Consider the following 25,785-nt stretch of genomic DNA (forward strand, 5'->3'; position numbering starts at 1 on the left):
TGTGTCGCATTCCGCTCCCCCGCCCCGCTATGCCACACTGCGCGTCCATGATCGTCACCCTCTCGCTGGCCGCCATTCTTTTCTACCTGTCCGCCGCCGGCGTCCTCGCCAGGCCGCTGGTGACGGGCGGGCAACCGTTGGCCCGCTGGGGCATGGCGCTTGCGCTGGTCGCCGCCCTGGCCCACGCCGGCGCGTTGCTTGGCGCACACCGTGGCACCCTGGATCTGCACTTCTTCGCCGCGCTCTCACTCGTGGCGTGGATCGCTTCGGCACTCACCCTGGTGGTAAACGTCTCGCGGCCGGTCGCCGGCCTGGGCATCCTGATTTTCCCGCTCTCGGCCGCCTTCCTGGCGATCGATGCCTTCCTCGCCCCGCGCACCGCGCCCATGGCGATGACGTGGCAGATCGAGATGCACGTCACGATCGCCGTGTTCGCGTTCGGCTTCCTCTCCCTCGCGGCCGCCCTCGCCATCCTGCTCGCTATCCAGGAACGCGCCTTGCGACGCAGCCGGTTCGGGCACTGGGTACGCGCCCTGCCCCCGCTGACGCTGACCGAGGTACTGCTGTTTCGCCTGATTGCCGTCGGTTTCGTACTACTCACCCTGACCCTTGTGACGGGCGCTCTGTTCGTCGGCGACCTGTTCAGCCAGCACCTGGTGCATAAGACCGTGCTATCGATCGTGGCGTGGGTGGTGTTCGGGGTGTTGCTATGGGGCCGCTGGCGCTACGGCTGGCGCGGCATCCGTGCGGTGAACCTGACGCTCACCGGCATGGGGATTCTGTTGCTGGCGTTTTTCGGCACGAAGCTGGTGCTTGAGTTGATCCTGCATCGCACGGCTTGAGGGTACGGCGTCGCCGCTTAGTTGGCTTTTCGCGCGCAAGCGCGCTCCTACGACAGCAGCTTCGTAGCTAGTCATTACTCCCTGGATGCGTCGATCGCCTGTGACAGGCGCTCTACCCCGATGACTTCCATGTCACCCACGCGGCCGCGCTTGGGTGCATTCGCAGCGGGCACGACGGCACGGCGGAAGCCGTGGGTGGCGGCTTCCTTCAGGCGCTCTTCGCCATTGGGTACCGGGCGGATTTCGCCCGAGAGGCCCACTTCACCGAAGGCAATGGTTTTCTCCGGCAACGGCCGGTCGCGCAGGCTGGACAGCACCGCCATGAGCACGGGCACATCCGACGCGGTCTCCTGCACACGGATGCCACCGACGACGTTCACGAACACGTCCTGGTCGTAGGCAGCTACGCCACCGTGCCGGTGCAGCACCGCCAGCAGCATGGCAAGACGGTTCTGTTCAAGGCCCAGCACGACGCGGCGCGGGTTACCCAGCGACGATTGATCCACGAGCGCCTGCACCTCGACCAGCAACGGCCGGGTGCCTTCACGGGTGACCATCACAGCGCTGCCCGGGGTCGGCCCGGCATGCGCGGACAGGAAGATCGCCGACGGGTTCGGCACTTCGCGCAGGCCCTTTTCCGACATGGCGAACACGCCCAGCTCGTTCACTGCGCCAAAGCGGTTCTTGAAAGCACGCAGCACGCGGAAGCGGCTGCCGGATTCGCCTTCGAAATACAGCACCGCATCGACCATGTGCTCAAGCACGCGCGGGCCCGCGATACCACCCTCTTTCGTCACATGGCCCACGAGGAACACGGAGGTACCGGTCTCCTTGGCGAAGCGGGTGAGCTTGGCGGCCGATTCGCGCACCTGGCTCACCGAACCGGGCGCCGCGGTTAGCATCTCGGTCCAGATGGTCTGGATGGAATCGATGACCAGCACGCGCGGCCGTGCCGCAGCGGCCTGCTCAAGAATGCGCTCGATACAGGTTTCCGCGAGCGCATGCAGCGGCGCCAACGGCAAATCGAGCCGCTGCGCGCGACCGGCGACCTGTGCAAGCGATTCCTCGCCGGTTACGTAGAGGCTGGGCAGCACCGCACCGAGCGTGCCGAGCATCTGCAGCAGCAGCGTTGATTTGCCGATACCCGGGTCACCACCAATCAGCACCACGGAGCCATCGACCAGGCCACCGCCCAGCACGCGATCAAGCTCGCCAATACCCGTATTGGTGCGTGCTTCCGCGGTGAACAGCACTTCAGTGAGTGGCGTGATCTGGGGGGCGCCCGCTGCGTTGCCCGCGTACCCTCCGCGTCGCGCGCCTGCCGTGGCTACAGCGTTTGGCTTCGCCGGTTGCACAACGAACTCGGAAAGCACATTCCATTCGCCGCATTCGGCGCACTGGCCTTGCCACTTGCTGTGTTCGGCGCCGCACTGGGTGCAGACGTAGGCGGTCTTGGCTTTGGCCACGATGTTCGGCTTCCTGGAAAGGCAGGCGGGCTATATAGCGCACCCGCGTCGCACGGCGCGATATTGGGGCGTTAGCCCTCGTCTTCCACGAAGAGTACGCGACGCGTCATGCCACAGGTGAGATCGTAGGAGATCGTACCGGCGGAGGCCGCCACCGTTTCCACCGGCAGGCCTTCACCCCAGAGCGTGACGCGGTCGCCTACACGCGCATCGGGGACGCCGCGCAGATCAAGCGTGATCAGGTCCATGGATACGCGACCGACGAGCGGGGCCAGCTTGCCACCCACCAGAACGGGCGTTCCTTCCGCGGCGCTGCGCGGGTAGCCGTCGCCATAGCCGATCGCCGCCACGCCGACCGCCATGTCCTCGGGGCACGTATAGGTACCGTTGTAGCCCACGCGTTCACCTTTCGCGAGGTGGTTGATCGCGACCAGGCGGGTGGCCAGCGTCATGGCCGGGCGGAATCCGAAATCAGCGCCGCTACGGCCTTCAACCACGGAAAGACCGTAAAGCAGGCCACCCGTGCGAACCCAATCGCCACGCGCATCGGGCCAACCAAGCACCGCCGCAGAGTTTGAAAGAGCCCGCGGGCCCTCAAGCCCTTCGGTCGCCTCGCGAAAGCGCTGGATCTGCAGGGCCGTATCGTGGCCTTCGAATTCTTCAGACGAAGCGAAGTGGGTCATGAGGCCTACCTCCGTGGCGATGGCGGGCATGGCCTTCAGCAGCCCATGAACCTCGCGCGCCCTCGCCGGCGCGAATCCAAGCCGATGCATGCCGGTATCCACCTTGATCCACACCGCCAGGCTTCCGCGGGCGGGATCGGCCTTGGCCAGCCAGGGCAGCTGGGCATCGTGATGAATCAGCGCCTCCAGCCGGAGCCGCTGCATTTCCGCGATATCGGCGGCAGTATCGGGCCCGGAAAGCACGACGATGCGCTGCCGATGCCCTGCCGCACGTAAGCGCAGGCCGTCGGCAATGGCAGCCACCGCAAACGCTTCGGCATCGTCATCCAGCGCCCGCGCAACGCGCTCGAGGCCATGCCCATACGCATCCGCCTTTACCACCGCCATGACGCGGGCGCCCGCCGCCAATGCCCGCACGCGGGCGAGATTGTGGCGCAGGGCACCCAGGTGGATGGTAGCGACGGTGGTACGGCTCATGGATAAGCGGCGTCAGTGAAAGACCGCCCAGTCTAGCCGCATCCGCCGGGCATCCGTGTGGCGCAGGTGTGGCGAGGGCCGGTGCTGGCAAGGACAGATCGCGCCAGCACCGGCGCACAGCGCCCGTGGCGCGGTTACTTCGAAAGCTGGATCAGTGCCGACGACACCCAGCCCTTGTTGCCGAGTTCATCCTGCACTTCCCACATCATGCCGTCCTTGTTACCCGTCGGGTACAGCATCATGCCGGGATCCAGCGTGCGCACGGGGGCACCGGTGCCCTTGGCGTTCGCCAGCAGGCGGCCGGGTTTGGCCATGGTGACGGCCTGCTGCGCATTGTCGGCCGAAGCGTTGCCACTCAGGCCGCCCAACTGCCCAACGAGGTCGTTATAAGCCTGGAGGTAGGCCATGGTGATCAGCTGGCCCATTTCGGTGTTCGCGTAGCCGCCCACGCCGGCACCGCCGACGCCGGAGCTGCCGAACAGCGCACCGGAAGCGTTGATGCCCAGATCGGTCTTCTTGGCCTGGCCCTGGGCCATCGCCACCTGCTCGCTCGAGCGAACATCGGTGATGCTGAGCACGACGTCCGCGGTCTTGGTCTTGAAGCTCACGTTGCTGGCGATACGGCCCACCTTGCTGCCCATCAGGCCGCCAAGCACGCCGCCCACGCCACCACCGGCCGCGTCGTCGTTCTTCGACACGAGGTCAGGCACCATCACGTAATCGGCCGCCTTGAGCTGGCCCTTGCCCACGTTCGACTGCACGCGCAGCTCGCCGCTGGCACCGAGTTCACGCTCCTTCATCGCCTGGTTGAGGCCCGCGCCACGGTCCACCAGGGTGAAGCAGTGCGACTTCATCACGAAGACCTTGATCAGCTTGGACGGCGCGGGCAACTGCTGCGCGGTCCACCAGCTCACACCGCCTTCGGGCTCTTCCACGGCCAGCGTGCCCAGGGGCTTCGCGCAGGTCGGGATCTCACTCATCTTCTCGTCACGCAGCTGCTGTGCGCTCTTGATCTGCGCCTGGCTGGCCGGTGCAGCCAGGGCTGCCACCACCAACGCCATTACGCCGGCGAAACGCCGGGTTCTCGTGCCTTCCATATCATCAAGCCCCTTTACGATCCGGTGGGTCGTCAAACGCCGCTCTCCCCGGACCGGTACGAAGAGCGAGCACATGCACTCGGGCGCCGATGAAGGCACGGCCTTCACCGGCGCCCGAAGGCGAGAAGCGTTGGAAGACGCGATGATCCGGAACGGAAACATCGCCAGGCGAACATCCACTGTCACGAAGCCGGATGACACACGGCGATCTGTCGCACTCCTCTTGCGGCCCCATCCGGGGGGCGATCAGTGACCGCAACCCGTTCGTGGCAGATGGTAGCAAGGGAAAGTGGCGTCTTCCACCTCAGCGCGTGAGATCGAAGTTTTCCGAGGAGAGCCAGCCGCGGTTGCCGTGCTCATCCTCGACTTCCCACTGCAGGCCCATCTTGTCGCCCGTCGGATACACCGGCATGCCCGGCTCCAGCTTGCGTACCGCCTTGGATTTGACATCCGCGGCCGCGCGCAACGTGGAGGGCTTGTTCACCGTGCCGGCCTGGCGGGCATTCGCTGCCGATGCACTGCCTGGCAAACCGCCAAGTTCACTCACCAGTTTGGTGTAGGCATCCAGGTAGGCCATGGTGATGACCTGGCCCTGGGGCGTGTTCGCGTATGCCCCCACCGCGGCACCGCCAGCGGCTGACGAACCCCATATGCCTCCCGAGACGCCAAAGCCGAGGTCGTTCTTCTCACCGTGGCCTTCGGTCAGCGCCACCTGCTCCGATGACCGCACATCCGTCACGGTAAGCACGACATCCGCCGTCTTGGAGTTGATGGTAATGTTGCTGGCCACCGCCCCGGCCGGACCACCGATGAGGCCGCCCACCAGGGCGCCGAGCCCCGCACCGCCTGCATTGCGGTTGCTGGCGACGAGATCGGGCACCATGACGTAATCCGCCACCTTGATCTGCCCCTTGCCAAGGTTGGACCCGCCACGCAGATCGCCACCGGCAGCCAGCTCACGCTCACGCATGGCCGCGTTCATACCCATGCCACGATCCACCAGCGTGAAGCAGCCGGATTTCTGCACGAATACCTTGATCAGCCGCGTGGGGGAAGGCAGCTGCTGCTGCGTCCACCAGTGCACGCCGCCCTCGGGCTCGATGACCGAGATGCTGCCCAGCTTCTTGCCGCACTTGGGTATGGCCTGCACTTTTGCTTCGTGCTCGCGCTGTGACTTGGTCACCAGTGGGTTGGTGGCCGTGCATGCCGTAAGCGCGAACGACATACCGATAGCCGCCACGGTCGTAGCGGCGGTCTTGCTGAAGAGTTCCATGAGTGGTCCCTGTCCTTGCGCGCCCGGAAGAAAGACCTGCCCGGGTTACGGGCGCGTGGACGGACAGGCTGTCGCGAGACCGGGAAATGCTATCGGTCGCCGCGCAAGGACAGGATTAGGAGAACTCCTAAAAGTTCGTACGAATCGCCCACTATGTGTTGTGGGCGCACACCTACAAATCAGGAGGTCGTATCAACGAGCGCGGCATCGATGGCTTTCTGCGCCAGCGGCGCCATGACCTTGTAGCCCTTCGCGTTGGGATGCAGGCCATCGTCGCTCAGGTCGGCGCGCAGTTGGCCCGTCTTGTCCAGCATCGCATCGAAATAATCGATATATCCCAGGTGTTCGCGCGTGGTGTAGTCGCGAATCCAGGCATTCAGCGTCTTGATATCCGCTGGCGGGCGGCGCGTGCTTGATGTGGCATCGTGGTAGTTGCTGATGGGCAGCAGGTTGGCGATGACCACGCGAATGCCATGGGCACGTGCAAGCTCGGCCATCGACATCAGGTTGTCTTCGATCATCTGCACCGACGACGGGCCCGTATTGCCGGCGATGTCATTGGTTCCAGCAAGGATGACCACCACCGCGGGCTTCAGCGCGATGACATCGGCGCGAAAACGCACCAGCATCTGCGGCGTGGTCTGCCCGCTGATGCCGCGGTTGATATAGCCCTTGCCCGGGAAAAATTCGCCGACCTGGCGGCCCCAGCCGTCGGTGATCGAATCCCCCATGAAGACGACACGCTTTTCACCCGGCTTCCCGGCCGGATACGCTTCATTCTCGCGGGCGTAGCGCTCCAGTTGCGGCCAGTCATTCAAGCGCCGCTCGATATCGGCCTTCTGGTCGGCCGAGGGGTGCTCGGGAAGCACCTGGCGCTCGGTATTCGTCGCCAAACTCGCGGTAGTCACCGCACACAGAGCCATCGCAAGCATCACGTCACGCAACATGAGTCCCTCCTCCGTTATGGCCCGGCGTGGGCTATCCCCCGATACTGGGAGAGCGGGGCCCCACACGCAACGGGCGGATGTCACAACTTCGTTACCCCACCCATCGGGTGGAAGGTGAGGATCCCGTCGTCTATGGGGTCGTCGAGCAGCACGCGGCGATCTGTTTCGTAGCGGTGGGTAACGTGCCAGGGGCCTTCCCTGCCCTGCCTGGGTAGCTGGGCCTCGCCGCGCATGACGTAGCCGGCGTGCAGTGAATCCATGATGCAGGTATTCGTGGCCTGCCCCGGCGATGCTGGTGGAACGACGACATGTGCGCCCTGCGCATCCATGGCCTGTAGCAGGCGACATACATATTGCGCGGCCAGGTCCACCTTTAGCGTCCATGACGCATTGATGTATCCGAACAGCACCGCCGCGTTCGGGATGCCTTCGAGGAGCACGCCCTTGTAGGTCATGATGCGACCCGGGTCACGTGGTTCGCCGTCCACATCCACCGTCATGCCACCCAGCACCTGGAGCTGGAAGCCGGTCGCGCTGACCACGATGTCCGCGTCGATCGTTGCGCCCGACGCCAGGGTCAACCCGGTGGGAGTGAAATGTGCCACGGTGTCCGTCCACACCGACGCCTTGCCGTCACGCAAGGCATCGAACAGATCGTTGTCGGGCACGACGCAAAGCCGCTGTGTCCACGGCGCATAGTCGGGAGTGAAGTCAGCGAGTGACGCAGCACCGTCAAGGCGCCGACGCACACCGGCCAACAGCAGTGCGCGAATGCGTCTTGGCCAGCGCATCGCAGCTTTGTAGAGCGCCCGCTGGAGCGCGATATTCCTGCGCCGGGCCAGCGCGTAAACGATACGCTCCGGCAACACGTGCAGCAGGGCCGCCGATATGGCATCACGCGACGGCACCGGGAGCACATAGCCCGGCGAGCGCTGCAGCATGGTCACATGCGCCGCCTTTTGGGCGAGCGCCGGCACCAGCGTGATAGCCGTCGCCCCGCTACCAATCACGACCACGCGCTTGCCTTCCCACTGAAGGTCGGCAGGCCAGTGCTGCGGATGAACGAACCGCCCCTGGTAATCGGGAAGCCCGGCGAATTCGGGTACGTAGCCCCGATCGTAGGCGTAATAGCCCGTGCAGCCGATAAGGAAATCGGCGCTGAAGACGTGCGACTCGCCATCTTCGTCGACCGCCGTAACGGCCCACCGCCCGGCTGATGACGACCACGCGGCGTGCGTGGTCTGCATGCCAAATCGCACCAGCCGCTCGATGGCGTACTCGCGAGCCGAGTCATTGATGTACTTGAGGATGGCCGGCCCATCCGCCAGCACCTTCAGCTCGTTCCAGGGCCGGAACCCGAAGCCAAAGGTAAACATGTCCGAATCCGAGCGAACGCCCGGGTACCGGAAAAGGTCCCAGGTGCCCCCGATCGCTCGCCGCCGCTCGAGAATCGCTACCCGCTTGCCCGGGCAGGCCATGGCCAACCGGCACGCCATGCCGATGCCGGATAGCCCTGCGCCGATAATGAGGACATCGAAGTGCTCGCTGGCCATGCGCACCCCCGTCGATATGACGAGGGTACGCCGATCAGTCGAAGGTGCCTACGTAGGAATCCGGGGCCCAGTTTTCGAACTTGGTGTAATGGCCCAGGAAGGCCAGCTTCACCGTATCGGTGGGGCCGTTACGCTGCTTGCCGATGATGATTTCGGCCAGGCCCTTATCGGGCGATTCCTTGTTGTAGTAGTCGTCGCGGTAAATGAACATGATGACGTCCGCATCCTGCTCGATAGCGCCGGATTCGCGAAGATCGGACATCATCGGCCGCTTGTCGGCACGCTGCTCCAGCGAGCGGTTGAGCTGCGACAGCGCAATCACCGGCACGTTCAGCTCTTTCGCGAGGGCCTTCAGGCCGCGCGAGATCTCCGAGATTTCCGTCGCGCGGTTTTCGCTGTGGCCGGGAATCTGCATGAGCTGAAGGTAATCGATCACGATCAGGCCCAGGCCGTGTTCACGCTGAAGGCGGCGCGAGCGCGAACGCATTTCCACCGGCGACATCGCAGGGGTATCGTCGATGAAGATCTTGGCGTCGGAAAGCATGGTGATGGCCGAGGTGACGCGCGGCCAATCTTCTTCGGCCAGGTCGCCGTTGCGCAGGTGCTGCGCATGGATACGGCCAAGCGAAGAAATGAGACGGAATGCCAGCTGGGATGCCGACATTTCCATCGAGAACACTGCCACCGCCTTCTTCGAGCGCATGGCGGCCGCCTCGGCCAGGTTCAGTGCGAATGCCGTCTTACCCATCGACGGACGTGCGGCGACGATGATCAGGTCGGAGGGCTGCAGGCCTGCCGTGAGTTCATCCAGGTCGGTGAACCCCGTCGAAAGACCGGTGAGCTGACCACGGTTCTCGTAGCGCTCGGTAAGCTGGCGGAATGCGTCGCTGACGGCTTCGCGCATGGACACGATGTCCTTCTTGCCGCGCGCGCCGGATTCGGCAATGCGGAACACGCGCTGCTCGGCGAGCTCCATCACTTCCTGGACGCTTTTACCCTCGGGACGGAAACCATCCTCGGTAATGGCCGTACCCGCATCGATGAGCTTGCGCAGTACGGATTTCTCGCGAACGATATCGCCATAGGCGGCGATGTTCGCCGCGCTGGGCGTCGAGTTGGCCAGTTCCAGCAGGTACGTGGGGCCACCGACCATTTCATCCAGGTCGTTGGACTGGAACCACTCGCCGAGCGTGATGGCGTCGCAGGGCATGCCCTTGCCGGCCAGTTCGTTGATGGCCCGCCAGATCATCCGGTGATCCTTGCGGTAGAAATCCTCATCGGTGAGCTTATCGGCCACCTTGTCCAGCGAATCCGGCGAAAGCATGAGGCCACCCAGCACCGCCTGCTCCGCTTCAATGGAGTTAGGTGGGACGCGAAGGGCATCGATGGCGGAGGGCTCGCGGCGGCGGCGCTCACCGCGCTCGCCACGATCGCCGCGGTTGCCGCGCTCGGGATTGAAGGACATGGATTACCTCGTCATGCAGGCGGCGCTGACCCGGGCCCGGGTTGCCGTGCAGGCATGATACGCGCAGGGGTCGCACGCGTTGAGAGGATAAGTCTGTGGATAACTTGTGGGAAAGGCGCGAAACGGGTTATTTCGGCGGCTTGCCGTAACGATATTCGCCGATCAGCCAGAATTTCCGCTCGTCCACGCCATGCCGATGGGCCCGGTAATCACCGTACTGGGCTTCCAGTGAGAAGCCCCGGCCGAGGTCGACCAGCACGCCGGCATCCACTTCGTCGCCCAACATGGCGCGCCCCTGCACGGGCCGGAAATGCCGGTAGGTAACCTGCCACGTGACGGGACGGCCCACGTCCAGCGTGCCGAGCAGCCCCACGTAGCGCTCCCGCAACCCGCTGTTGGGGATGCGGAAAGCCACCACCCACCCGTTGAACGCGCGCGCGGCACCGTAAGCCACGTTGACCGCGTTACGCCCATTACCCTGCAGCATCTCCTCGCCCACGCGCGCCGATAGCGGCGTGTAGCCGAATGTCGCATCAAACAGGTGGTAACCAAGGCTGAAGTCGGCCGGGTTGTTGGCATAGTCGTACTGGCGCGCCATCTCCGAGGTCCAGGTCAACGTGGGACCGCCCTGACCCAGCGCCTGCGTACCGGTGTAGCGCAGGCCCAGGGTTTTTACCGAGTTCGATGCGATCGTGTCATTGCGCACGAAATAGCCATAGGCGGTGAGCTTACCGACGGGCAGCGCCTGGTCGGCGTGGAGCAAGTGGGCGTTGAGCTTCCAGCGGCGCTGGTCGCGATCGTCGAAATCGGCGCCCACCGTTCGGTTCACCCGCCCCAGCCAGTAGTACTCGAGCTGGGCACCCTTCCAGGCCTTCCATGCGACGTGGGCACCGTCGTACGACTGCAGGTTCTGCCGCCAGGGGTTATTGCTGAAGAAGCGGCCGTTATCGATACGAACGTACTGGCGCCCCGCGCGCAGGGCGATGTCGCCCTTCTGATAGTTGATCCAGGCATTGGTGATGCCCGTGGACGCCGGATCCGCCTCGGCCGGATAAGGCGTGATGCGGGCGGAGCCATCATCGTATTGCTGGCCAAACAGGGACCAGGTGCGAATGCCCTCGCCATAGGCGCTCCATCCCTCGCCGATAGCCCACAGATAACCCAGCTGCAGGCGCTGGGTGTTGGCATGGCCACGCTTGGGCTTGGCGTCGGAATGCAGGTTGCTGTACCGGTAGCGCGTCTCGATATACGGCGCGCTCTCCAGGGGCGCTTCGGCCGCGAATGTGGACATCCCCACCATGGAACTCCCGGCCATGCCCAGGCACGACCGCCACCACCGTTGCTTCATTTCCAACCGATCCTGCCACTGCGTAATCGGTGAATGTAGGCAGGCAAGGTGGAGAGTGCCAAGGTGTCGGGGTGGCAAGCCTTGTGTGGCGGGGCTTCCAGGCGGTTGGACGGCCGTGGCGACAACACACGCGTATGAGAAATGTAGGAGCCAAAAAAAACGGGCGCCCTTCAGGGCGCCCGTTTGGTAACGCTAGCGGCAGTGCGGAGCTTACGCGCCGACGACCTTGACCTTGACCGTCTGCGTCACGTCGGCGTGGAGGACGATGGTGACCTCGTAATCGCCGGTGTTGCGGAACGGGCCTTCGGCCTGGATGACTTCGCTCTTGTCGACGTTCAGGCCCTTGGCGGTGAGCGCTTCAGCGACATCACGCGGGGTGACCGAACCGAACAGCTTGCCTTCCGGCGAAGCGTTCACTTCGATGGTGACTTCGGCGTTTTCGAGCTTGGCAGCGCGGCCTTCGGCGCCCGACAGCTGTTCCTTCGCCTTGGCTTCGTACTCGGCGCGACGCGCTTCGAACGCTTCCAGGTTGGCGGCGGTGGCGCGAGCGGCCTTGCCGGTCGGGAGGAGGAAGTTACGACCGTAACCCGGCTTGACGTTGACCTTGTCGCCGAGGTTGCCGAGGTTCTTCACCTTCTCGAGGAGAATGAGTTCCATGGGGTATTCCTTTTCGTTAGCACGGGTGTGGCCCGCGCAGCCAGGACGGTTGTCCGAAATGTGCCTTCAGGTGGAAAACCCTCCCCCATGCGGGAGAGGGTTACCAAAATCAGACGTCGTGGTTGTCCGTGTACGGCAGCAGCGACAGGAAGCGGGCGCGCTTGATAGCGGTCGCCAGCTGGCGCTGGTAGCGCGCCTTGGTGCCGGTGATGCGGCTCGGGACGATCTTGCCGTTCTCAGTGATGTACTGGCGGAGGGTGTTGAGATCCTTGTAATCGATCTCCTTCACGCCCTCAGCGGTGAAGCGGCAGAACTTGCGGCGGCGGAAAAACTTGGACATGTCTATATTCCCCGATTAATCGTCGCTGTCGACGTCGTTGTCGCTGTCGCGACCGCCACGGCGATCGTCGCCGTCGTTATCGTCGTCACGGCGACGCGAACCCTTCTGCTCATCCTTTTCCTTGCTCTTCAGGATGAACGACTGTTCGGTGTCGGCTTCGTCACGACGGATGACCAGGTGGCGCAGGACGGCGTCGTTGAAACGGAAACCCGTCTCGAGCTCGTTCAGGGCGTTCTGCGAAACCTCGATGTTCAGCATCACGTAGTGAGCCTTGGCGAGGTTTTCGATCGGGTAAGCCAGCTGGCGGCGGCCCCAATCTTCCAGACGGTGGATCTTGCCGTTGTCGCCTTCGATCAGCGTCTTGTAACGCTCGATCATGGCCGGCACCTGCTCGCTCTGGTCCGGGTGGACCAGGAACACGACTTCATAATGACGCATGGTGGCTCCTTGTGGATGCACCCCTTACGGGGATGGCAGCCTCCCGGACGTACGTACCGGTGAGGCAAGAAACCCCTCGTACGCCGAGGGGTAGCCGCGCATCGTAACTGGCGGACCGGGGTAATTTCAAGAGGTTAGGCTCGCCAGTGGCCACTTCGCGGCCTTATGAAGGGTAAATCGACAGCCGCGCCCGTCACAGGGGCACGGTAGCTGACGATTTCCAGCAGGCCGCAGGCCGCGACTCACCGCCTGCGCAGCAGGCGGCTCACGAGACGGTGAAACTCTCCCCACACCCGCACTCGCCCGTGGCATTGGGGTTATGGAAGACGAACGAGGCATTGAGCCCCTGGCGCTGGAAATCGATGACCGTGCCATCGACCAGTACCAGGCTCTTCGGGTCGACCACGACCCGGATCCCGTCGATATCGAGGACCTGATCCTCCGGGCCCACGGCGCCGGCCAGGTCCACGACGTAGCCGAAGCCCGAGCAACCCATGCGTTTCACGGCGAAGCGGACACCCGCAGCCTCGGGCGCTTTCGCGAGGAAAGCACGCATGCGGTCGGAGGCGGCGGGAGTGATCTGGATGCTCATGAAAGCGTTTTCTTGCCGTGGTATACCGGGGAACGGTCCCGTTCACGCGACCGTTACTTTATTATACAGGGTCGCGTTCCTACGCGCCCGATATGCGGCGCCCTTTCTGGAGTTTCAATCGATGACGGTGGTAAGCGTCAAGCAGGCCCTCGCCGGCGGCACGGCCGCGGCGGATCAGGAAGTCACGGTACGTGGCTGGGTGCGCACCCTGCGCGAATCCAAGGGCGGCCTCTCGTTTGTAAACGTGAGCGATGGCTCCTGCTTTGCCCCCATCCAGGTGGTCGCCACCGCCGATCTCGCCAATTACGAGACGGACGTGAAGCACCTTTCGGCCGGCGCGGGTGTCATCGCCACCGGCAAGCTGGTGCCCTCGCAGGGCAAGGGCCAGGCGTTCGAGATCCAGGCGTCGAAGATCGAAGTCACCGGTTTCGTCGAGAACCCGCTCACCTACCCGATCCAGCCCAAGCAGCACTCCATGGAGTTCCTGCGCGAAGTGGCCCACCTGCGCCCGCGCACCAACCTGTTTGGCGCCGTTACCCGCGTGCGCCACACCATGATGATGGCGATCCACCGCATCCTCACGGAGCAGGGCTTCTTCTGGATCAATACGCCGATCATCACCACCTCCGATGCCGAAGGCGCCGGCGACATGTTCCGCCTGTCCACCCTGGACCTGGCCAACCTGCCCCGTGACGACAAGGGCGGTATCGACTGGAAGAAGGATTTCTTCGGCCGCGAAGCATTCCTTACGGTATCCGGCCAGCTCAACGTCGAAGGCTATGCCATGGCGATGAGCAAGGTGTACACGTTCGGCCCCACGTTCCGCGCCGAGAACTCCAATACCACGCGCCACCTGGCCGAGTTCTGGATGGTGGAGCCGGAAGTGGCCTTCGCCACCCTCAGCGATATCGCCGACCTGGCCGAAGTCTTCCTGAAGGGCATCTTCAAGGCCGTACTCGACGAGCGCGCCGACGACATGGCGTTCTTCGACGAGCGCGTCATGCCGGGCGCCATCAAGCGCCTGGAAGATTTCATCGCAAAACCCTTCGAACGCATCGACTACACCGATGCGATCGACATCCTGCAGAAGTCCGGCAAGAAGTTCGAGCACCCGGTCGCCTGGGGCGTGGACCTGCAGACCGAGCACGAACGCTTCCTCGCCGAGGAACATGTGGGCCGTCCCGTGGTCGTCATGAACTACCCGGAAGAGATCAAGGCCTTCTACATGCGCCTGAACGACGATGGCAAAACCGTGGCCGCCATGGACGTGCTGGCCCCGGGCATCGGCGAGATCATCGGCGGTGCCCAGCGCGAGGAGCGCCTGGATTACCTCGACCGCCGCATGGATCAGTTCAAGCTCGATAAGGACACCTATAACTGGTACCGCGACCTGCGCCGCTACGGCACCGTGCCCCACGCCGGCTTCGGCCTGGGCTTCGAGCGCCTGCTGGTGTACGTCTGCGGCCTGGGCAACATCCGCGATGCCATCCCCTACCCTCGTGCGGCAGGGAGCGCCGAGTTTTAATCCAACGAATCGATCATGCCCCGCATACTCACCCGCCTGTTCCCCCTTGCCGTCGCCCTCACTGTGCTGGGCGGCTGCAAGACGATCGTGCCGCCGAACTTCCGGCCGCCGGAAAATCCGTCGGTCACGGTGGATCTCGCCCGCAAGGCCCTCGACGACGCCAACCCGTGCTGTGGCAGCTTCGCCGACCTGTCCTACCAGGACATGCTGCCCTGGCAGCCGAAGCGCTTTGAACTGACCAAGGACACGCCGGTCGCCAACCTCAATGGCGACCGCAGCTATTTCCTGGCGTTCCGGCTGCCGCAGGGCGCGCAGACGCCCTACACGATCGCCATGAAATCCGAGCTCAACGGCCGGTGGCTCAGCTCGAGCTACCTGTTCGCGCCGACGGTGGTGATCCTGGACGACGCATTCCAGCCGCTGCACGCGGAAGATATCCAGCTGTGCGAGTACATCGGCTGGACCAGCGAAACGACCGGCGCGTTCGGCCGGTTCAAGGTGGAAGACGATCGCGCGCGCTACCTGGTGGTGTACTCCTCCGCCAAGCAGCAGAAGAGCCAGACGTATTGGGAACAGTCGCCCACGACGTTCTCGGCCGAGGCACCGATCAAGATGAACTCGGCGGGCAACTTCAAGATCCAGCACGGCCCCGATGGCGTGGTGTATGTCGGCATCGAGAACGACACCTACAAAAGCGCGCTGAAGAACGCCGTGTGCGGCCAGGCCGCCCCGGGCAATGGCGTGATCAACACCCTGAAGGATGTGGTCAGCACCGATCTGCTCGGCAAGGATGCGCAAAAGAAGGAAAAGGGTAGCTAAGCCCCATGGTCGCCGCGGTTTACACCTATCTCCTGCTGCTCATCGGCGCGGTGCTGTTCTTCGTGCTGCATTTCGTGGCGCAGTGGCGCTTCTCCAGCCTGCTGAAGAATCGCTACCCCGACCAGTGGAAAACCATTACCGAGGCGGATACCGGCCGTCCGAACGGCATGGCCAACTGGCTGCGCGTGCGCCGGGTGCTCCGCTCCGATGCCCCCGCCCTGTTCAACGATGCCGACCTGAACCGCTGGCAGGCCTGGTGGCGGCGTACCCCATGGCTGGCCTGGCCGTGCTGGTTTGCCGCGATGGCGATACAGTGGTGGGCGATGAAACAGGGCTGACCGCCCGCCACCCACCAAGGAGCGCCGCATGGATCTTCGCCTCACCGGACGTCACGCACTGGTCTGCGGCGCCTCGCAAGGGATAGGAAGGGCCACGGCGTTCGAGCTGGCCGAGCTCGGCGCCAGCGTCACCCTGCTCGCCCGCTCCGCCGATGCCTTGCAGGCCCTTGCGGCGGAACTGCCTGCCGCGCAGGCCGGGCAGAAGCACCGCTACCTCGCCGTGGACATGCTCGACACCGAGGCCCTGGCCGCCGCCGTCGGCGCGGTGGTGAAGGACCACGCCGTGCATATCCTGGTGAATAACAGCGGCGGCCCACCGCCGGGCGCGGTGCACGCGGCCGATACGGAGGCGTTCCTTACAGCCTTCCGCCAGCACATCGTCAGCGCCCAGGTACTGACGCAGGCCTGCCTGCCGGGCATGCGCGCGGCGCACTACGGCCGCATCGTCAATGTCATTTCCACCTCGGTGAAGGAGCCCATCCCCAACCTTGGGGTGTCCAACACCGTGCGTGCCGCCATGGCGGGCTGGGCGAAAACCCTTTCCGGCGAGGTGGCTCATGACGGCATCACCGTCAACAATGTCCTGCCCGGCTACACACGTACTCCGCGCCTGGACGCCCTCGTGGAATCCAGCGTGAAGGCCGGCCGTGGCCGTGACGAAGTCGAGCGCGGCCTGCTGGCCAGCGTGCCCGCCGCACGCTTTGGCGATCCGGCGGAAGTGGGCGCGGTCATTGCCTTCCTCGCCAGCCCCGCGGCCGGTTACATCAACGGCGTGAGCCTGGCGGTCGATGGCGGGCGCACCCGCAGCCTCAACTGAGGGAGGCCGCATGCTCACCCTCAGCAACCTGATCGACGGCGAACCACGGGCGCCGCGTAGTGGCCGCTACCTGGACGTGATCGACCCGGCCGTAGGGCAACCGTACGCGCGCTGCCCGGACTCCACCGCCGAGGATGTTGCCGATGCCGTCGCGGCGGCCACCCGGGCGCATCTGCGCTGGTCGACCATGGCCGCCGACGCCCGTGCCCGCTGCCTGTATCGGCTGGCCGACCTGATCGAGGCACGCATCGAGGACTTCGCCGCGGCCGAATCACAGGACAGTGGCAAGCCGCTGGCCCTTGCCCGCTCGCTCGATATCCCCCGCGCCATCGCCAACCTGCGCTTCTTCGCCGCGGCGGCCACCCAATTCGCCGGCGAATCGCACGCCATGGAACATGGCGCGATCAATTACACGCTGCGGCTGCCGCTCGGCGTGGTGGGGTGCATCAGTCCATGGAACCTGCCGCTCTATCTCTTTACATGGAAGGTGGCCCCTGCCCTGGCAGCCGGTAACGCGGTCGTAGCCAAGCCTTCCGAGGTAACGCCGCATACGGCCTGGTTGCTCGGTACGCTCGTGCGGGAGGCAGGTTTCCCCGATGGCATTTTCAATATCGTCCACGGCACCGGCCCGGCAGTCGGCGAAGCCATCGTCGTGCACGATGCGGTGAAAGCCGTTTCCTTCACCGGTAGCACGCGCACCGGCGTGGCGATCGCCGCGGCCGCCGCGCCCCGTCTCAAGAAGGTATCGCTCGAACTGGGCGGCAAGAATCCCGCCATCGTCTTCGATGATTTCGATTTCAATGAAAAGACGATGGCCACGATCGTCCGCTCCGGCTTCGCCAACCAGGGCGAGGTTTGCCTTTGTGGCTCACGGCTGTTCGTACAGCGCGGTATTTATGAGCGGTTCCGCGACGCGTATCTCGAACGCGTGCGCGCGCTACGCGTGGGCGATCCGCAGGATGCCACAAGCGATTTAGGCGCCCTTGTGTCAAAGGCGCACTTCGACAAAGTCATGGGCTGCATCGACCGTGCCCGCGCCGAAGGCGGCAACGTGCTGGTCGGCGGTGGCCAGGTACGCGTGGATGGCCGATGCGCCGAAGGTTGGTTCATTGCACCTACGGTCATCGAAGGCCTGCCGTTCGACGCGGCGACCAACCAGGAAGAAATCTTCGGCCCCGTGGTCACGCTCATCCCCTTCGATAGCGAAGATGAGGCGCTGGCCATGGCCAACGGCACGCCCTACGGGCTCGCCGCTTCGCTTTGGACCCACGATATCTCCCGCGCCCACCGCATGGCGGCGAAACTCGATTTCGGCATCGTATGGGTGAACTGCTGGATGCTGCGCGATCTGCGCACGCCATTCGGCGGCAGCAAGCAATCGGGCGTAGGCCGCGAAGGCGGTTTCGATGCCATGCGTTTCTTCACTGAAGCAAGGAATGTCTGCATTGACCACGGACTCTGACATCGTCCGCACCGACGGCGCCCCCGCGCCGGTGGGTGCTTACCCCCATGCGCGCCGCGTGGGCAACCTGCTGTTTCTTTCGGGCGTAGGCCCACGCACACCGGGCACCAACGCCGTACCCGGCAACGTGATGGACGCCAACGGCATCCTGGTGGCTTACGACATCGAGGCGCAGTGCCGCCAGGTGTTCGCCAATGTACGCGCCGTGCTCGAAGCCAGCGGTGCACGCTGGGAGGACCTGGTGGATATCACCGTGTACCTCACCAACATGGCACGCGATTTCGCGACCTATAACAAGCTGTATGCCGAGGCGTTCGCGGGCGTGGATGCGTGTCGTACAACGGTAGGCGTCACCGCCCTGCCAACACCCATCGCGATCGAGCTGAAGTGCGTGGCCGCGCTGCCCTTGTAGGAGCGCGCTCTTACAAGGGGACGGCCTATGGGGAGAGTGCCTTCGCACCATCCAGGCAGGCCTGCAGCATCTCGCCGATCAGCACCTGAACGCGCGCGGCCTGCTTGGGCAGGTACTCGAAGCTGTCTTCGTCCATGTAGGTCACCTGCGATAGTTCGAGCTGGATGGCACTGATGCCTTCCTCCGGCTTGCCGTAGTTGCGGGTGATGTAGCCACCCTTGAAGCGGCCGTTCGCCACGAACGAATAATCGTTCTGCGCCTCGAGGATCGCCGTGACCTTCGCCTGCAGGTCGGCATGGCAGCTGATGCCATCCGCGGTGCCCAGGTTCAGGTCTGGCAGCTTGCCGTCGAACAGCATGGGTACGTGGCTACGGATGGAATGCCCATCCCACAACACCACATGGCCATGCAGCTTGCGAAGCCGGCTGAGCTCGTCCCACAAGGCGCGGTGGTAGGGCTTCCACCAGTGCTTCACGCGGTCGGCGATCTCCCCGGCCTCGGGCTCGGCGCCACCGCGGTAGATGTCGTGGCCATCGAACATGATGGTCGGCACCAACCCGGTTTCCTTCTTGCCCGGGTAAAGCGCGTGGCCATCGGCCGGGCGGTTCAGGTCCACCACGTAGCGCGACACCACAGGGCGGATGACGCTCGCCCCCATGCCGCGGGCGAAGTCGTAGAGTTCCGCCACATGCCAGTCCGTATCCGGCGAGCGGCGCGCGGGCCGCTTCATGCGCGCGGCGATCTCATCGGGAATGACGCTGCCGTTGTGCGGCAGGCTGATCAGGAGCGGCGCGGTGCCGCGGTGCAGGGAATACGGGGTCATGGCATCAGTGTAATGCTCAACCGGGGACGCGATCACCCATGGTGACCATTTCTTCAGCGGAGGTGGGGTGGATGGCCATCGTGGCATCGAGGTCGGCCTTTGTTGCCCCCATCTTCACCGCCACGGCAAAGCCCTGCAGGATTTCGTCGACGCCGGGGCCCAGCATCTGCATGCCGACGATGCGCGAATCCTCCCCCACGCAGATGAGTTTGAAGCGTACGTACATGGGCCGATGGGCAAGCGCCAGCTGCATGGGTACGAAGGTCTGCTTATAGAGGTGTACATCGTCACCGAACGCCTCGCGGGCCTCCTGCTCGCTCATGCCCACGGTGCCCAGCGGGGGGTGCGAAAACACCACACTGGGGATGTTCTGGTAATCGAGTTTCGACTTCGGCAGGTTGCCGAACAGGCGATCGGCCAGCTTGCGACCGGCGTTCACCGCGACCGGCGTCAGCGCCATCCGCTGGGTGACATCGCCCACGGCGTACACACCCGGCACGCCGGTTTCCTGGAAATCGTCGACGTCGATCTGCCCGTCACCGTTAGTGCCCAGGCCGATGGCGGCAAGGTCCAGCGATGCCGTATTGCCGTGGCGGCCCACGGCCCATATCAAGAGGTCGTAGGGCCCAGGGTTCGTCCCTCTATCGCAATCGAGCATCAGGGCACCTGGGGTGCCATGAACAGCTTCGATCTGGCATTCGTAATTGATCGCGATGCCATGCTTGGTCATCTCCTCGCCAAGCTGGTACGCCATCTCCTCGTCGAACCCACCCATCAGCCGGTTGCGGACGTACAGGTCCACCTCACTGCCCAGCGCGCGCAATACACCCGCGAGCTCCACGGCCACGTAACCCCCGCCCACAATGGCCGTCCGCTTCGGGCACGCTCGCAGGTCGAAGAACCCATCGGACGATACGCCAAGATCGAACCCTGGTTTATCCAGACGGTTCGACGACGACCCCGTGGCGATGATGATGTGCGGCGCGGTAAGCACGCGGTCGCCGACGGCAATGCGCCGCGAATCGATGAAACGCGCCGTGGCGTGCACGAGCGTCACGCCCCATTTATCGAGCTGCTGCCGGTAGCTGCCATGGATGCGCTCGATGTAAGCCTGGCGCCGCGCGATGAAGCCTGGCCAATCGAGCGTGCCTGGCTTATCGGTGAAGCCATAATCGTGCGCGATGTACTGGGCCTCGGCCATCTGCGCGGCGTACCACATGGCCTTCTTCGGCACACAGCCGTGGTTGACGCACAAGCCACCCAACTCACGTGGTTCCACGAGGACCACTTTTGCACCGTGTTTTGCAGCGCGTATCGCCGATGCCAGGCCGCCGGAGCCTCCCCCGATCACGATTAGGTCGAAGGCTTCATGGGACATGCGTGGCTCCAGCGGGGCAAGGGTGGCGACACCGTAACAAACTCGCGCTCGCCTTGCGTGTGAATTCGCAGCCCCGCTAAAGCCCGAAGCGCGCGGGTGAATAGGGCGCCGCATCCAGCACGGGCGCCGGCCCCGCGAGCAGGCCGGCCACCAATTCGCCGGTGGCCGCGGACATGCTGATGCCAAGCATCCCGTGTGCCGTGGCGTACACCAGGTTCGACCACTGCGAGCTTGGTCCAATGATCGGCACTTCATCCACGCTCATCGGCCGCCAGCCCCACCATGGGGTGACTTCGCCCTGCCCTTCGGGTTCGTGCAGATACGCGGCGGCACCGCGGCGAAGCGCGTCGATGCGCACATCGTTCAGGCCTTCGCTGAAGCCGGAGAACTCCATGGTGCTGCCCAGGCGATACCCGGACACCCATGGCGTCACGCATACCGCCGCTTCGCGGAGCACGAGCGAATGCGTGGGTGCGTTCACCGGCGGCTTGTCCCAAGTCAGCGAATAGCCCTTGCCAGGCTGCATGGGCAGGCGAATATCGAGCAACTTGCTTACTAGCGGAGACCACGCACCGAGGGCCATCACAATGCGATCGCCCGTGAACACGCCACCGGTCGTGCGCACATGCGTGATGCGCGCACCCTCGATCACGAACGAATCGATGCGGGCTCCGGTTTCGATCGCGCCACCCAGTTCTCGGACACGCCGCGCCAGCTCGGCCACGTAAAGGTCGGGCCGCAATCGCGCATCGCCGGGGTGCAGGAGGCCGCCCACGACGCCCTCGCGCAAGGACGGTTCAAGAGCCAGGACGTCATCGCCTATGAGCATCCGCACATCCATGCCGAGGCGGCGTAGCAGCTCAACGTGGGCGCGATCATGCTGCAGCGCTCGCTCATCGCGATACACATAGAGCTCGCCGACGTCCTCGAACTCGCAGGCAAGATCGTCGCTGGCGATCAGTTCGCCGATGAGGGCGCGCGACCGCTCAAGGATGGCCCCACGGGCTTCACCCGCGCGCTGGAAGTCACGCCAGGTGCAACGCCTGGCAAATCCGAGCAGCCAACGCGCACGCTCCGGATCAGGCAGCGGGTTCACGTACAGCGGGGCGTCCTTGCGCAGCATCGAGCGCAGGGCCGTGCCCACCATGCCCGGCATGGTCAGGGGGCCGGCGTGGCTCGGGGTCACGGTGCCACAGTTGCCATGTGAACTACCGCTGCCAGGCGTGTGCTGTTCGAGTACACGCACACTCGCGCCAGCTTTCAGCAGGTAAAGCGCACAAGCCAGGCCGACCACACCCCCGCCCATGATCAGCACATCGCTTCGGGATCTATCCATGGCGCCAGTTTAACGGCCCCTCCAGGGGCTGGGGCCCTGTCCCGCGCATGAATTCGTGCAGATTGCGAGGTATTCCACGCAAATCATTGATTTGATACCCTCCCCGGTGCCGATCCTGACAGGGGAAACGCCCGATGCACCCAGCCATACTTAGCATTCGCCCACGTCGCACCATGGGGTACGTTGCGATGGGTGCCGCGCTGGCCCTGCTCGCCGCCTGCGGCAGCAGTCCGCACCGCCCCTCGTCGTCGCAACGGAACAATCCGGCCTCGGCCGTGCCGCTGGCAAAGAACCTCAACTGGTCGACAAAGCCTGCCGCCGCGCCGCCCGCCGATGCGGCCAATGATGTGCTGTTCCGTGCGATCGGCCTGGTCGGTACCCCGTACCGTTGGGGCGGCAATACCCCTGCGGGCGGCTTCGATTGCAGCGGCCTGGTTAACTACATCTACCTGACATCCACCGGCCTGCGCCTGCCCCGCACCTCCACCGAGATGGCTGCGCTCGACAAGCCCAAGGTCGGCGAATCGGACCTTGAAAGCGGTGACCTGGTCTTTTTTGGCCGCGGCCACGTCACGCATGTTGGCGTTTACGTGGGCAAGGGCCGTTTCGTCCACGCCCCCAATTCCGGCGGCACGGTGCGCCTCGACGAGCTCGACGGCGCCTATTGGAAGGAAAATTTCGTCTATGGTCGACGCGTTCTAAACTGAACGGGAGGCAACATAGACCCTCGCTTCGTCAGAATTAGATTGCGCGCTATTTAATTGCGTGCTCTACTTAATCCACGGCCCGGGACGACCCGGCGCTTCCTCCCCTGTCAGCCAGAAAGGAAAGCTTCCATGAGCAACGTGTCGAAAATCGAAAAAGTCCTCTATACCGCCCACGCTGAAGTCGCCGGCGGCCGCGAGGGTCATGTGAAGAGCAGCGACGGCCTGATCGACCTGCAGCTTCGCCTGCCGAAGGAAATGGGCGGCAATGGCGGTGGCAGCAATCCGGAACAGCTGTTTGCAGCCGGTTACGCCGCTTGCTTCGAAGGCGCCGTGCGCTTCGTGGCTGGCCAAAAGAAGGTCAAGGTCGATGGCGCCTCCGTGAAGAGCGAAGTCGGCATCGGTCCGCGCCAGGGTTCGGGTTTTGCGATCAACGTGAAGCTGGCAGTCAGCCTGCCGGGCGTGGATGACGCCACTGCCCAGGAAATCGTCAAGACCGCCCACGAAGACATCTGCCCGTACTCGCACGCCACCCGCGGCAACATCGACGTGGACGTGAGCGTGAACGGCAAGGCGCTCGCTTAAGTAGTCATACAAACGAGCAGGCAACAAAAAGGCGGCCAGGTGGCCGCCTTTTTGTTGCCCTGAGAGCGTTGCGCTCAGTGTGCGCCGTCGCCGTTCGGGTGGGCGTGGCCGTGGGCGATCTCTTCTTCGGAAGCATCGCGCACCGACTGCACGTCGATGTTGAAGGTGAGGGTCTTGCCGGCCATCGGGTGGTTGGTATCGATATCGACCACGCTGGAACCGACCTTCTGAACAACGACTGCCTGGCGGCCACCTTCCTTCAGGGTGAGGATGGTGGTGTCGCCGGCCTTCAGGCCCTTGCCCTGGTTCGGGAAGTACTTCTTCGGCACGCGCTGGGTGGCGCCTTCGCGACGCTCGCCGTAGCCCTGCTCCGGGGCGATTTCCAGGTCGAACTTGTCGCCCTCGGACTTACCTTCCAGGCCGGCTTCCATACCCGGGATGAGCTGGCCGTGGCCCAGCAGGATCCACAACGGATCGCCGCCCTCGATCGAGCTTTCGACCTTCTCGCCGTTGACGGAGAGGGTGTAGTGGAACGAGATGACCTTGTCCTTGCCAGCCTGCATGATGGTTTCTACCGGATGAAAACGGGGCATTTTACCGGGCGCCGGGCCCGGCGTCACGCCGCCCCGCGGTCCCGGCCAAAGCCCCGGCCGCGGGCCTCGGGGCCCAGCCAGGTCAGTACCGCCAGCAGGACGGCCACCGCCGCGATCCACACCGACATGGCGAAGGCGAAATCGCCCCCGCGCTGGTCGGCCAGCCAGGTTTGTGCCGTGGCCGTGATGGCAGCCAGCAGGTTGCCCATCTGGTAGGCAAAGCCGGGCAACGTGCCGCGCACGGCATCGGGCGACAGCTCGTTGAGGTGGGTGGGCACCACGCCCCAGGCACCCTGCACCATCACCTGGATGAAGAAGGCACCCAGGCCCAACAGCAGCAGCGAGCCGCCGTACATCCACAACGGGATGACGGGGATCGCCAGCAGGGCGGCAATGATGATCGCCTTGCGCCGGCCGATTCGTTCCGACATCGCACCAAAGGTCAGGCCGCCGGCGAGCGCGCCGAAGTTAAGCAGTGCCGTGAGCATGAATGCCGTGGCCGAGCCCGCCGGGATCTTCAGCGTTTCCTGCACGAAGGTCGGGTACATATCCTGCGAGCCGTGGCTGAACATGTTGAACGCGGCCATCAGCAGCATGAGGTAAACGAACAGCTTCCAGTGCCCGCGCATGGCAACCATCAGGCCTTCGCGAGGCTTGCTTTTGCGTTCTTCCCACACCGGCGATTCAGGGACCTTGCGGCGGATATACAGGACCAGCAGCGCCGGCAGTGCACCCACGACGAACAGACCACGCCAGCCGATGTGATCCACCAGCAGCCAGTTGGCCAGGGCGGCCAGGAAAAATCCGCAGGGGTAGCCACTTTGCAGGAGGCCCGATACGAAGCCGCGTGATTTCGGCGGAATGGACTCCATGGCCAGCGATGCGCCAATACCCCATTCACCGCCCATGGCGATGCCGAACAGGAAGCGCAGGCCCAGCAGCACGGCGAGGCTGGGCGCGAAGGCGCAGGCAATCTCGAGCACGGAGAACAGCACGATGTCGAACATCAATACCGGTCGGCGGCCATAACGATCAGCCAGGCGGCCAAAGATCAATGCACCCAGGGGACGTGCCGCAAGGGTCAGGAACAAGCCGTAGGTGACTTCGGCCTCGGGCACGTTGAACTCATGCGCCACCGCCAGGATCACGAAGGTCAGGAGGAAGTAATCGAATGCATCGAGGGTCCAGCCGAGGAAGCTGGCGATGACCGTGTGCCGCTGGGTGTGGTTCAGTTCGCGCAGCGCGGCAGGTAACGGCATCCGAATTTCCTCATAGGCTGACCGCCGCAGAGGCTAGCACAGGGCGAAATCGCAACATGGGGCTCACAGGCCGACGACGTGTTGCCGCTACACTCGGCGCCGTATCGCAAGATTTCGCCCATGCGGCGAACCTGTGGCGGTGACGCCACCACGGCCAACGGAGGACTCCATGCAGTATCCGCGCTTGATCGTTTCCCTTGCTTTCGCAGGTTCACTGGCCGCGGGCGCTGCGTTCGCCCAATCGGCACCATCACCCGCGCCCCAGCCCGCCGCTCACCCACAGGTCGAGGCAAGCGGGCAGAGTCCGCACGCTTCCACGCCGGGCGCGTCGGGTGAATCCACGGGAGCACCGGCGTATGCCGATCTCGACAAGGACGGCAAGGGGATTACGAGGGGCCAGGTTCCGAAGGACGTTGAAGCGTTGAAGCAGCTTCGTGCGCACTTTGGCGAAGCCGACCTGGATCACAATGGCCGACTCAGCGCCGCCGAGTACAATGCCTACGTCAACAAGAGCAGCGTCCCGCAACAAAACTGACCGCTCTTAACCTGGCGGGGC

The 25,785-nt window shown here is 64.4% G+C and carries 27 protein-coding genes; 10 read left to right on the forward strand and 17 right to left on the reverse strand.

Annotation, left to right across the window (positions count from 1 at the left end):
• The first annotated feature begins 47 nt into the window (after nucleotides 1-47).
• The gene (locus L2Y97_RS15580; protein WP_247428321.1) at nucleotides 48-842 is read left to right on the forward strand and encodes a cytochrome C assembly family protein; all 795 of its coding nucleotides are present in this window, start codon (nucleotides 48-50) and stop codon (nucleotides 840-842) included.
• 74 nt (nucleotides 843-916) lie between these two features.
• Here the strand turns inward: L2Y97_RS15580 and radA are convergent, their stop codons facing one another.
• The 12 genes from radA to L2Y97_RS15640 form a co-directional block, all read right to left on the reverse strand.
• Nucleotides 917-2,308 carry a DNA repair protein RadA gene (gene radA / locus L2Y97_RS15585; protein ID WP_247428324.1) on the reverse strand — a complete coding sequence of 464 codons (1,392 nt, stop codon included), beginning with the start codon at nucleotides 2,306-2,308 and terminating at the stop codon, nucleotides 917-919.
• A 71-nt stretch (nucleotides 2,309-2,379) separates the two neighbouring features.
• A complete protein-coding gene (gene alr, locus L2Y97_RS15590; RefSeq protein WP_247428327.1) occupies nucleotides 2,380-3,468 on the reverse strand; it encodes an alanine racemase in 1,089 nt (362 codons plus the stop codon).
• Nucleotides 3,469-3,602: 134 nt separating this feature from the next.
• Nucleotides 3,603-4,565: a CsgG/HfaB family protein gene (locus tag L2Y97_RS15595; protein ID WP_247428330.1), complete on the reverse strand. Its 963-nt coding sequence runs from the start codon at nucleotides 4,563-4,565 to the stop codon at nucleotides 3,603-3,605.
• Between the two features lie 304 nt (nucleotides 4,566-4,869).
• Nucleotides 4,870-5,838, reverse strand: a complete 969-nt coding sequence (locus tag L2Y97_RS15600) for a CsgG/HfaB family protein (RefSeq protein WP_247428332.1) — start codon at nucleotides 5,836-5,838, stop codon at nucleotides 4,870-4,872.
• 179 nt (nucleotides 5,839-6,017) lie between these two features.
• Entirely contained in the window at nucleotides 6,018-6,785 is a 768-nt protein-coding gene (locus L2Y97_RS15605) for an SGNH/GDSL hydrolase family protein (protein WP_247428334.1), read from the reverse strand.
• An 80-nt stretch (nucleotides 6,786-6,865) separates the two neighbouring features.
• Nucleotides 6,866-8,338 (reverse strand): flavin-containing monooxygenase, encoded by a 1,473-nt coding sequence (locus L2Y97_RS15610; RefSeq protein ID WP_247428336.1) that lies wholly within the window; start codon nucleotides 8,336-8,338, stop codon nucleotides 6,866-6,868.
• Nucleotides 8,339-8,372: 34 nt separating this feature from the next.
• The gene (locus tag L2Y97_RS15615; protein ID WP_247428338.1) at nucleotides 8,373-9,803 is read right to left on the reverse strand and encodes a replicative DNA helicase; all 1,431 of its coding nucleotides are present in this window, start codon (nucleotides 9,801-9,803) and stop codon (nucleotides 8,373-8,375) included.
• 127 nt (nucleotides 9,804-9,930) lie between these two features.
• Nucleotides 9,931-11,151: an alginate export family protein gene (locus L2Y97_RS15620; protein ID WP_247428340.1), complete on the reverse strand. Its 1,221-nt coding sequence runs from the start codon at nucleotides 11,149-11,151 to the stop codon at nucleotides 9,931-9,933.
• Between the two features lie 210 nt (nucleotides 11,152-11,361).
• Complete coding sequence (rplI, locus tag L2Y97_RS15625; RefSeq protein ID WP_247428342.1) at nucleotides 11,362-11,808, reverse strand: 50S ribosomal protein L9; 447 nt, start codon at nucleotides 11,806-11,808, stop codon at nucleotides 11,362-11,364.
• A gap of 109 nt (nucleotides 11,809-11,917) precedes the next feature.
• A complete protein-coding gene (rpsR, locus tag L2Y97_RS15630; RefSeq protein ID WP_045830959.1) occupies nucleotides 11,918-12,148 on the reverse strand; it encodes a 30S ribosomal protein S18 in 231 nt (76 codons plus the stop codon).
• Between the two features lie 15 nt (nucleotides 12,149-12,163).
• Complete coding sequence (gene rpsF, locus L2Y97_RS15635) at nucleotides 12,164-12,586, reverse strand: 30S ribosomal protein S6 (RefSeq protein WP_247428344.1); 423 nt, start codon at nucleotides 12,584-12,586, stop codon at nucleotides 12,164-12,166.
• A 265-nt stretch (nucleotides 12,587-12,851) separates the two neighbouring features.
• On the reverse strand, nucleotides 12,852-13,178 hold the full coding sequence (locus L2Y97_RS15640; protein WP_247428346.1) for a HesB/IscA family protein: 327 nt from the start codon (nucleotides 13,176-13,178) through the stop codon (nucleotides 12,852-12,854).
• A 121-nt stretch (nucleotides 13,179-13,299) separates the two neighbouring features.
• On the opposite strand from L2Y97_RS15640, the gene asnS reads away from it, so the two are divergent.
• From asnS to L2Y97_RS15670, 6 genes are read left to right on the forward strand one after another with little or no spacing between them, the layout of a single operon-like run.
• A complete protein-coding gene (gene asnS / locus L2Y97_RS15645) occupies nucleotides 13,300-14,703 on the forward strand; it encodes an asparagine--tRNA ligase (protein ID WP_247428348.1) in 1,404 nt (467 codons plus the stop codon).
• Nucleotides 14,704-14,718: 15 nt separating this feature from the next.
• A complete protein-coding gene (locus L2Y97_RS15650) occupies nucleotides 14,719-15,522 on the forward strand; it encodes a MalM family protein (protein WP_247428351.1) in 804 nt (267 codons plus the stop codon).
• A 5-nt stretch (nucleotides 15,523-15,527) separates the two neighbouring features.
• Nucleotides 15,528-15,860 carry a hypothetical protein gene (locus L2Y97_RS15655; protein ID WP_247428354.1) on the forward strand — a complete coding sequence of 111 codons (333 nt, stop codon included), beginning with the start codon at nucleotides 15,528-15,530 and terminating at the stop codon, nucleotides 15,858-15,860.
• A 28-nt stretch (nucleotides 15,861-15,888) separates the two neighbouring features.
• Nucleotides 15,889-16,677 carry an SDR family oxidoreductase gene (locus L2Y97_RS15660; protein ID WP_247428356.1) on the forward strand — a complete coding sequence of 263 codons (789 nt, stop codon included), beginning with the start codon at nucleotides 15,889-15,891 and terminating at the stop codon, nucleotides 16,675-16,677.
• A gap of 10 nt (nucleotides 16,678-16,687) precedes the next feature.
• On the forward strand, nucleotides 16,688-18,139 hold the full coding sequence (locus tag L2Y97_RS15665; protein WP_247428359.1) for an aldehyde dehydrogenase: 1,452 nt from the start codon (nucleotides 16,688-16,690) through the stop codon (nucleotides 18,137-18,139).
• A complete protein-coding gene (locus tag L2Y97_RS15670) occupies nucleotides 18,123-18,551 on the forward strand; it encodes a RidA family protein (RefSeq protein ID WP_247428361.1) in 429 nt (142 codons plus the stop codon). Before L2Y97_RS15665 ends, L2Y97_RS15670 begins: the two co-directional genes overlap by 17 nt.
• Before the next feature lie 25 nt (nucleotides 18,552-18,576).
• On the opposite strand, the gene hutG is transcribed toward L2Y97_RS15670, so the two are convergent.
• The 3 genes from hutG to L2Y97_RS15685 form a co-directional block, all read right to left on the reverse strand.
• On the reverse strand, nucleotides 18,577-19,374 hold the full coding sequence (gene hutG / locus L2Y97_RS15675) for an N-formylglutamate deformylase (RefSeq protein WP_247428364.1): 798 nt from the start codon (nucleotides 19,372-19,374) through the stop codon (nucleotides 18,577-18,579).
• Between the two features lie 16 nt (nucleotides 19,375-19,390).
• On the reverse strand, nucleotides 19,391-20,752 hold the full coding sequence (gorA, locus tag L2Y97_RS15680; RefSeq protein ID WP_247428366.1) for a glutathione-disulfide reductase: 1,362 nt from the start codon (nucleotides 20,750-20,752) through the stop codon (nucleotides 19,391-19,393).
• A gap of 76 nt (nucleotides 20,753-20,828) precedes the next feature.
• Nucleotides 20,829-22,088, reverse strand: a complete 1,260-nt coding sequence (locus L2Y97_RS15685; protein ID WP_247428369.1) for an NAD(P)/FAD-dependent oxidoreductase — start codon at nucleotides 22,086-22,088, stop codon at nucleotides 20,829-20,831.
• 134 nt (nucleotides 22,089-22,222) lie between these two features.
• Here L2Y97_RS15685 and L2Y97_RS15690 point away from each other — a divergent pair, with 134 nt between their 5' ends.
• Both L2Y97_RS15690 and L2Y97_RS15695 read left to right on the forward strand, forming a co-directional pair.
• The gene (locus L2Y97_RS15690) at nucleotides 22,223-22,795 is read left to right on the forward strand and encodes a C40 family peptidase (protein ID WP_247428372.1); all 573 of its coding nucleotides are present in this window, start codon (nucleotides 22,223-22,225) and stop codon (nucleotides 22,793-22,795) included.
• Nucleotides 22,796-22,924: 129 nt separating this feature from the next.
• Entirely contained in the window at nucleotides 22,925-23,377 is a 453-nt protein-coding gene (locus tag L2Y97_RS15695; protein WP_247428375.1) for an organic hydroperoxide resistance protein, read from the forward strand.
• 74 nt (nucleotides 23,378-23,451) lie between these two features.
• Here the strand turns inward: L2Y97_RS15695 and L2Y97_RS15700 are convergent, their stop codons facing one another.
• Both L2Y97_RS15700 and L2Y97_RS15705 read right to left on the reverse strand, forming a co-directional pair.
• On the reverse strand, nucleotides 23,452-23,940 hold the full coding sequence (locus L2Y97_RS15700; RefSeq protein ID WP_247436825.1) for an FKBP-type peptidyl-prolyl cis-trans isomerase: 489 nt from the start codon (nucleotides 23,938-23,940) through the stop codon (nucleotides 23,452-23,454).
• A 53-nt stretch (nucleotides 23,941-23,993) separates the two neighbouring features.
• Nucleotides 23,994-25,229: an MFS transporter gene (locus L2Y97_RS15705; protein ID WP_247428378.1), complete on the reverse strand. Its 1,236-nt coding sequence runs from the start codon at nucleotides 25,227-25,229 to the stop codon at nucleotides 23,994-23,996.
• A gap of 169 nt (nucleotides 25,230-25,398) precedes the next feature.
• Here L2Y97_RS15705 and L2Y97_RS15710 point away from each other — a divergent pair, with 169 nt between their 5' ends.
• Nucleotides 25,399-25,764 (forward strand): EF-hand domain-containing protein, encoded by a 366-nt coding sequence (locus L2Y97_RS15710; RefSeq protein WP_247428380.1) that lies wholly within the window; start codon nucleotides 25,399-25,401, stop codon nucleotides 25,762-25,764.
• Nucleotides 25,765-25,785 lie beyond the last annotated feature (21 nt).

This window comes from Luteibacter aegosomatissinici (assembly GCF_023078495.1).
Classification (GTDB): domain Bacteria; phylum Pseudomonadota; class Gammaproteobacteria; order Xanthomonadales; family Rhodanobacteraceae; genus Luteibacter; species Luteibacter aegosomatissinici.

Excerpts from the sequence above, each read along its gene's own strand:
- gorA (WP_247428366.1), bottom strand. The coding sequence starts at position 20,752 with ATGTCCCATGAAGCCTTCGACCTAATCGTGATCGGGGGAGGCTCCGGC.
- L2Y97_RS15700 (WP_247436825.1), bottom strand. The coding sequence starts at position 23,940 with ATGCAGGCTGGCAAGGACAAGGTCATCTCGTTCCACTACACCCTCTCC.
- L2Y97_RS15640 (WP_247428346.1), bottom strand. The coding sequence starts at position 13,178 with ATGAGCATCCAGATCACTCCCGCCGCCTCCGACCGCATGCGTGCTTTC.
- L2Y97_RS15610 (WP_247428336.1), bottom strand. The coding sequence starts at position 8,338 with ATGGCCAGCGAGCACTTCGATGTCCTCATTATCGGCGCAGGGCTATCC.
- L2Y97_RS15685 (WP_247428369.1), bottom strand. The coding sequence starts at position 22,088 with ATGGATAGATCCCGAAGCGATGTGCTGATCATGGGCGGGGGTGTGGTC.
- L2Y97_RS15595 (WP_247428330.1), bottom strand. The coding sequence starts at position 4,565 with ATGGAAGGCACGAGAACCCGGCGTTTCGCCGGCGTAATGGCGTTGGTG.
- rplI (WP_247428342.1), bottom strand. The coding sequence starts at position 11,808 with ATGGAACTCATTCTCCTCGAGAAGGTGAAGAACCTCGGCAACCTCGGC.
- L2Y97_RS15660 (WP_247428356.1), top strand. The coding sequence starts at position 15,889 with ATGGATCTTCGCCTCACCGGACGTCACGCACTGGTCTGCGGCGCCTCG.
- L2Y97_RS15690 (WP_247428372.1), top strand. The coding sequence starts at position 22,223 with ATGCACCCAGCCATACTTAGCATTCGCCCACGTCGCACCATGGGGTAC.
- asnS (WP_247428348.1), top strand. The coding sequence starts at position 13,300 with ATGACGGTGGTAAGCGTCAAGCAGGCCCTCGCCGGCGGCACGGCCGCG.
- L2Y97_RS15665 (WP_247428359.1), top strand. The coding sequence starts at position 16,688 with ATGCTCACCCTCAGCAACCTGATCGACGGCGAACCACGGGCGCCGCGT.
- L2Y97_RS15655 (WP_247428354.1), top strand. The coding sequence starts at position 15,528 with ATGGTCGCCGCGGTTTACACCTATCTCCTGCTGCTCATCGGCGCGGTG.
- L2Y97_RS15650 (WP_247428351.1), top strand. The coding sequence starts at position 14,719 with ATGCCCCGCATACTCACCCGCCTGTTCCCCCTTGCCGTCGCCCTCACT.
- L2Y97_RS15620 (WP_247428340.1), bottom strand. The coding sequence starts at position 11,151 with ATGAAGCAACGGTGGTGGCGGTCGTGCCTGGGCATGGCCGGGAGTTCC.
- hutG (WP_247428364.1), bottom strand. The coding sequence starts at position 19,374 with ATGACCCCGTATTCCCTGCACCGCGGCACCGCGCCGCTCCTGATCAGC.
- L2Y97_RS15580 (WP_247428321.1), top strand. The coding sequence starts at position 48 with ATGATCGTCACCCTCTCGCTGGCCGCCATTCTTTTCTACCTGTCCGCC.
- L2Y97_RS15710 (WP_247428380.1), top strand. The coding sequence starts at position 25,399 with ATGCAGTATCCGCGCTTGATCGTTTCCCTTGCTTTCGCAGGTTCACTG.
- alr (WP_247428327.1), bottom strand. The coding sequence starts at position 3,468 with ATGAGCCGTACCACCGTCGCTACCATCCACCTGGGTGCCCTGCGCCAC.
- L2Y97_RS15695 (WP_247428375.1), top strand. The coding sequence starts at position 22,925 with ATGAGCAACGTGTCGAAAATCGAAAAAGTCCTCTATACCGCCCACGCT.
- rpsF (WP_247428344.1), bottom strand. The coding sequence starts at position 12,586 with ATGCGTCATTATGAAGTCGTGTTCCTGGTCCACCCGGACCAGAGCGAG.
- rpsR (WP_045830959.1), bottom strand. The coding sequence starts at position 12,148 with ATGTCCAAGTTTTTCCGCCGCCGCAAGTTCTGCCGCTTCACCGCTGAG.
- L2Y97_RS15605 (WP_247428334.1), bottom strand. The coding sequence starts at position 6,785 with ATGTTGCGTGACGTGATGCTTGCGATGGCTCTGTGTGCGGTGACTACC.
- L2Y97_RS15615 (WP_247428338.1), bottom strand. The coding sequence starts at position 9,803 with ATGTCCTTCAATCCCGAGCGCGGCAACCGCGGCGATCGTGGCGAGCGC.
- L2Y97_RS15600 (WP_247428332.1), bottom strand. The coding sequence starts at position 5,838 with ATGGAACTCTTCAGCAAGACCGCCGCTACGACCGTGGCGGCTATCGGT.
- L2Y97_RS15705 (WP_247428378.1), bottom strand. The coding sequence starts at position 25,229 with ATGCCGTTACCTGCCGCGCTGCGCGAACTGAACCACACCCAGCGGCAC.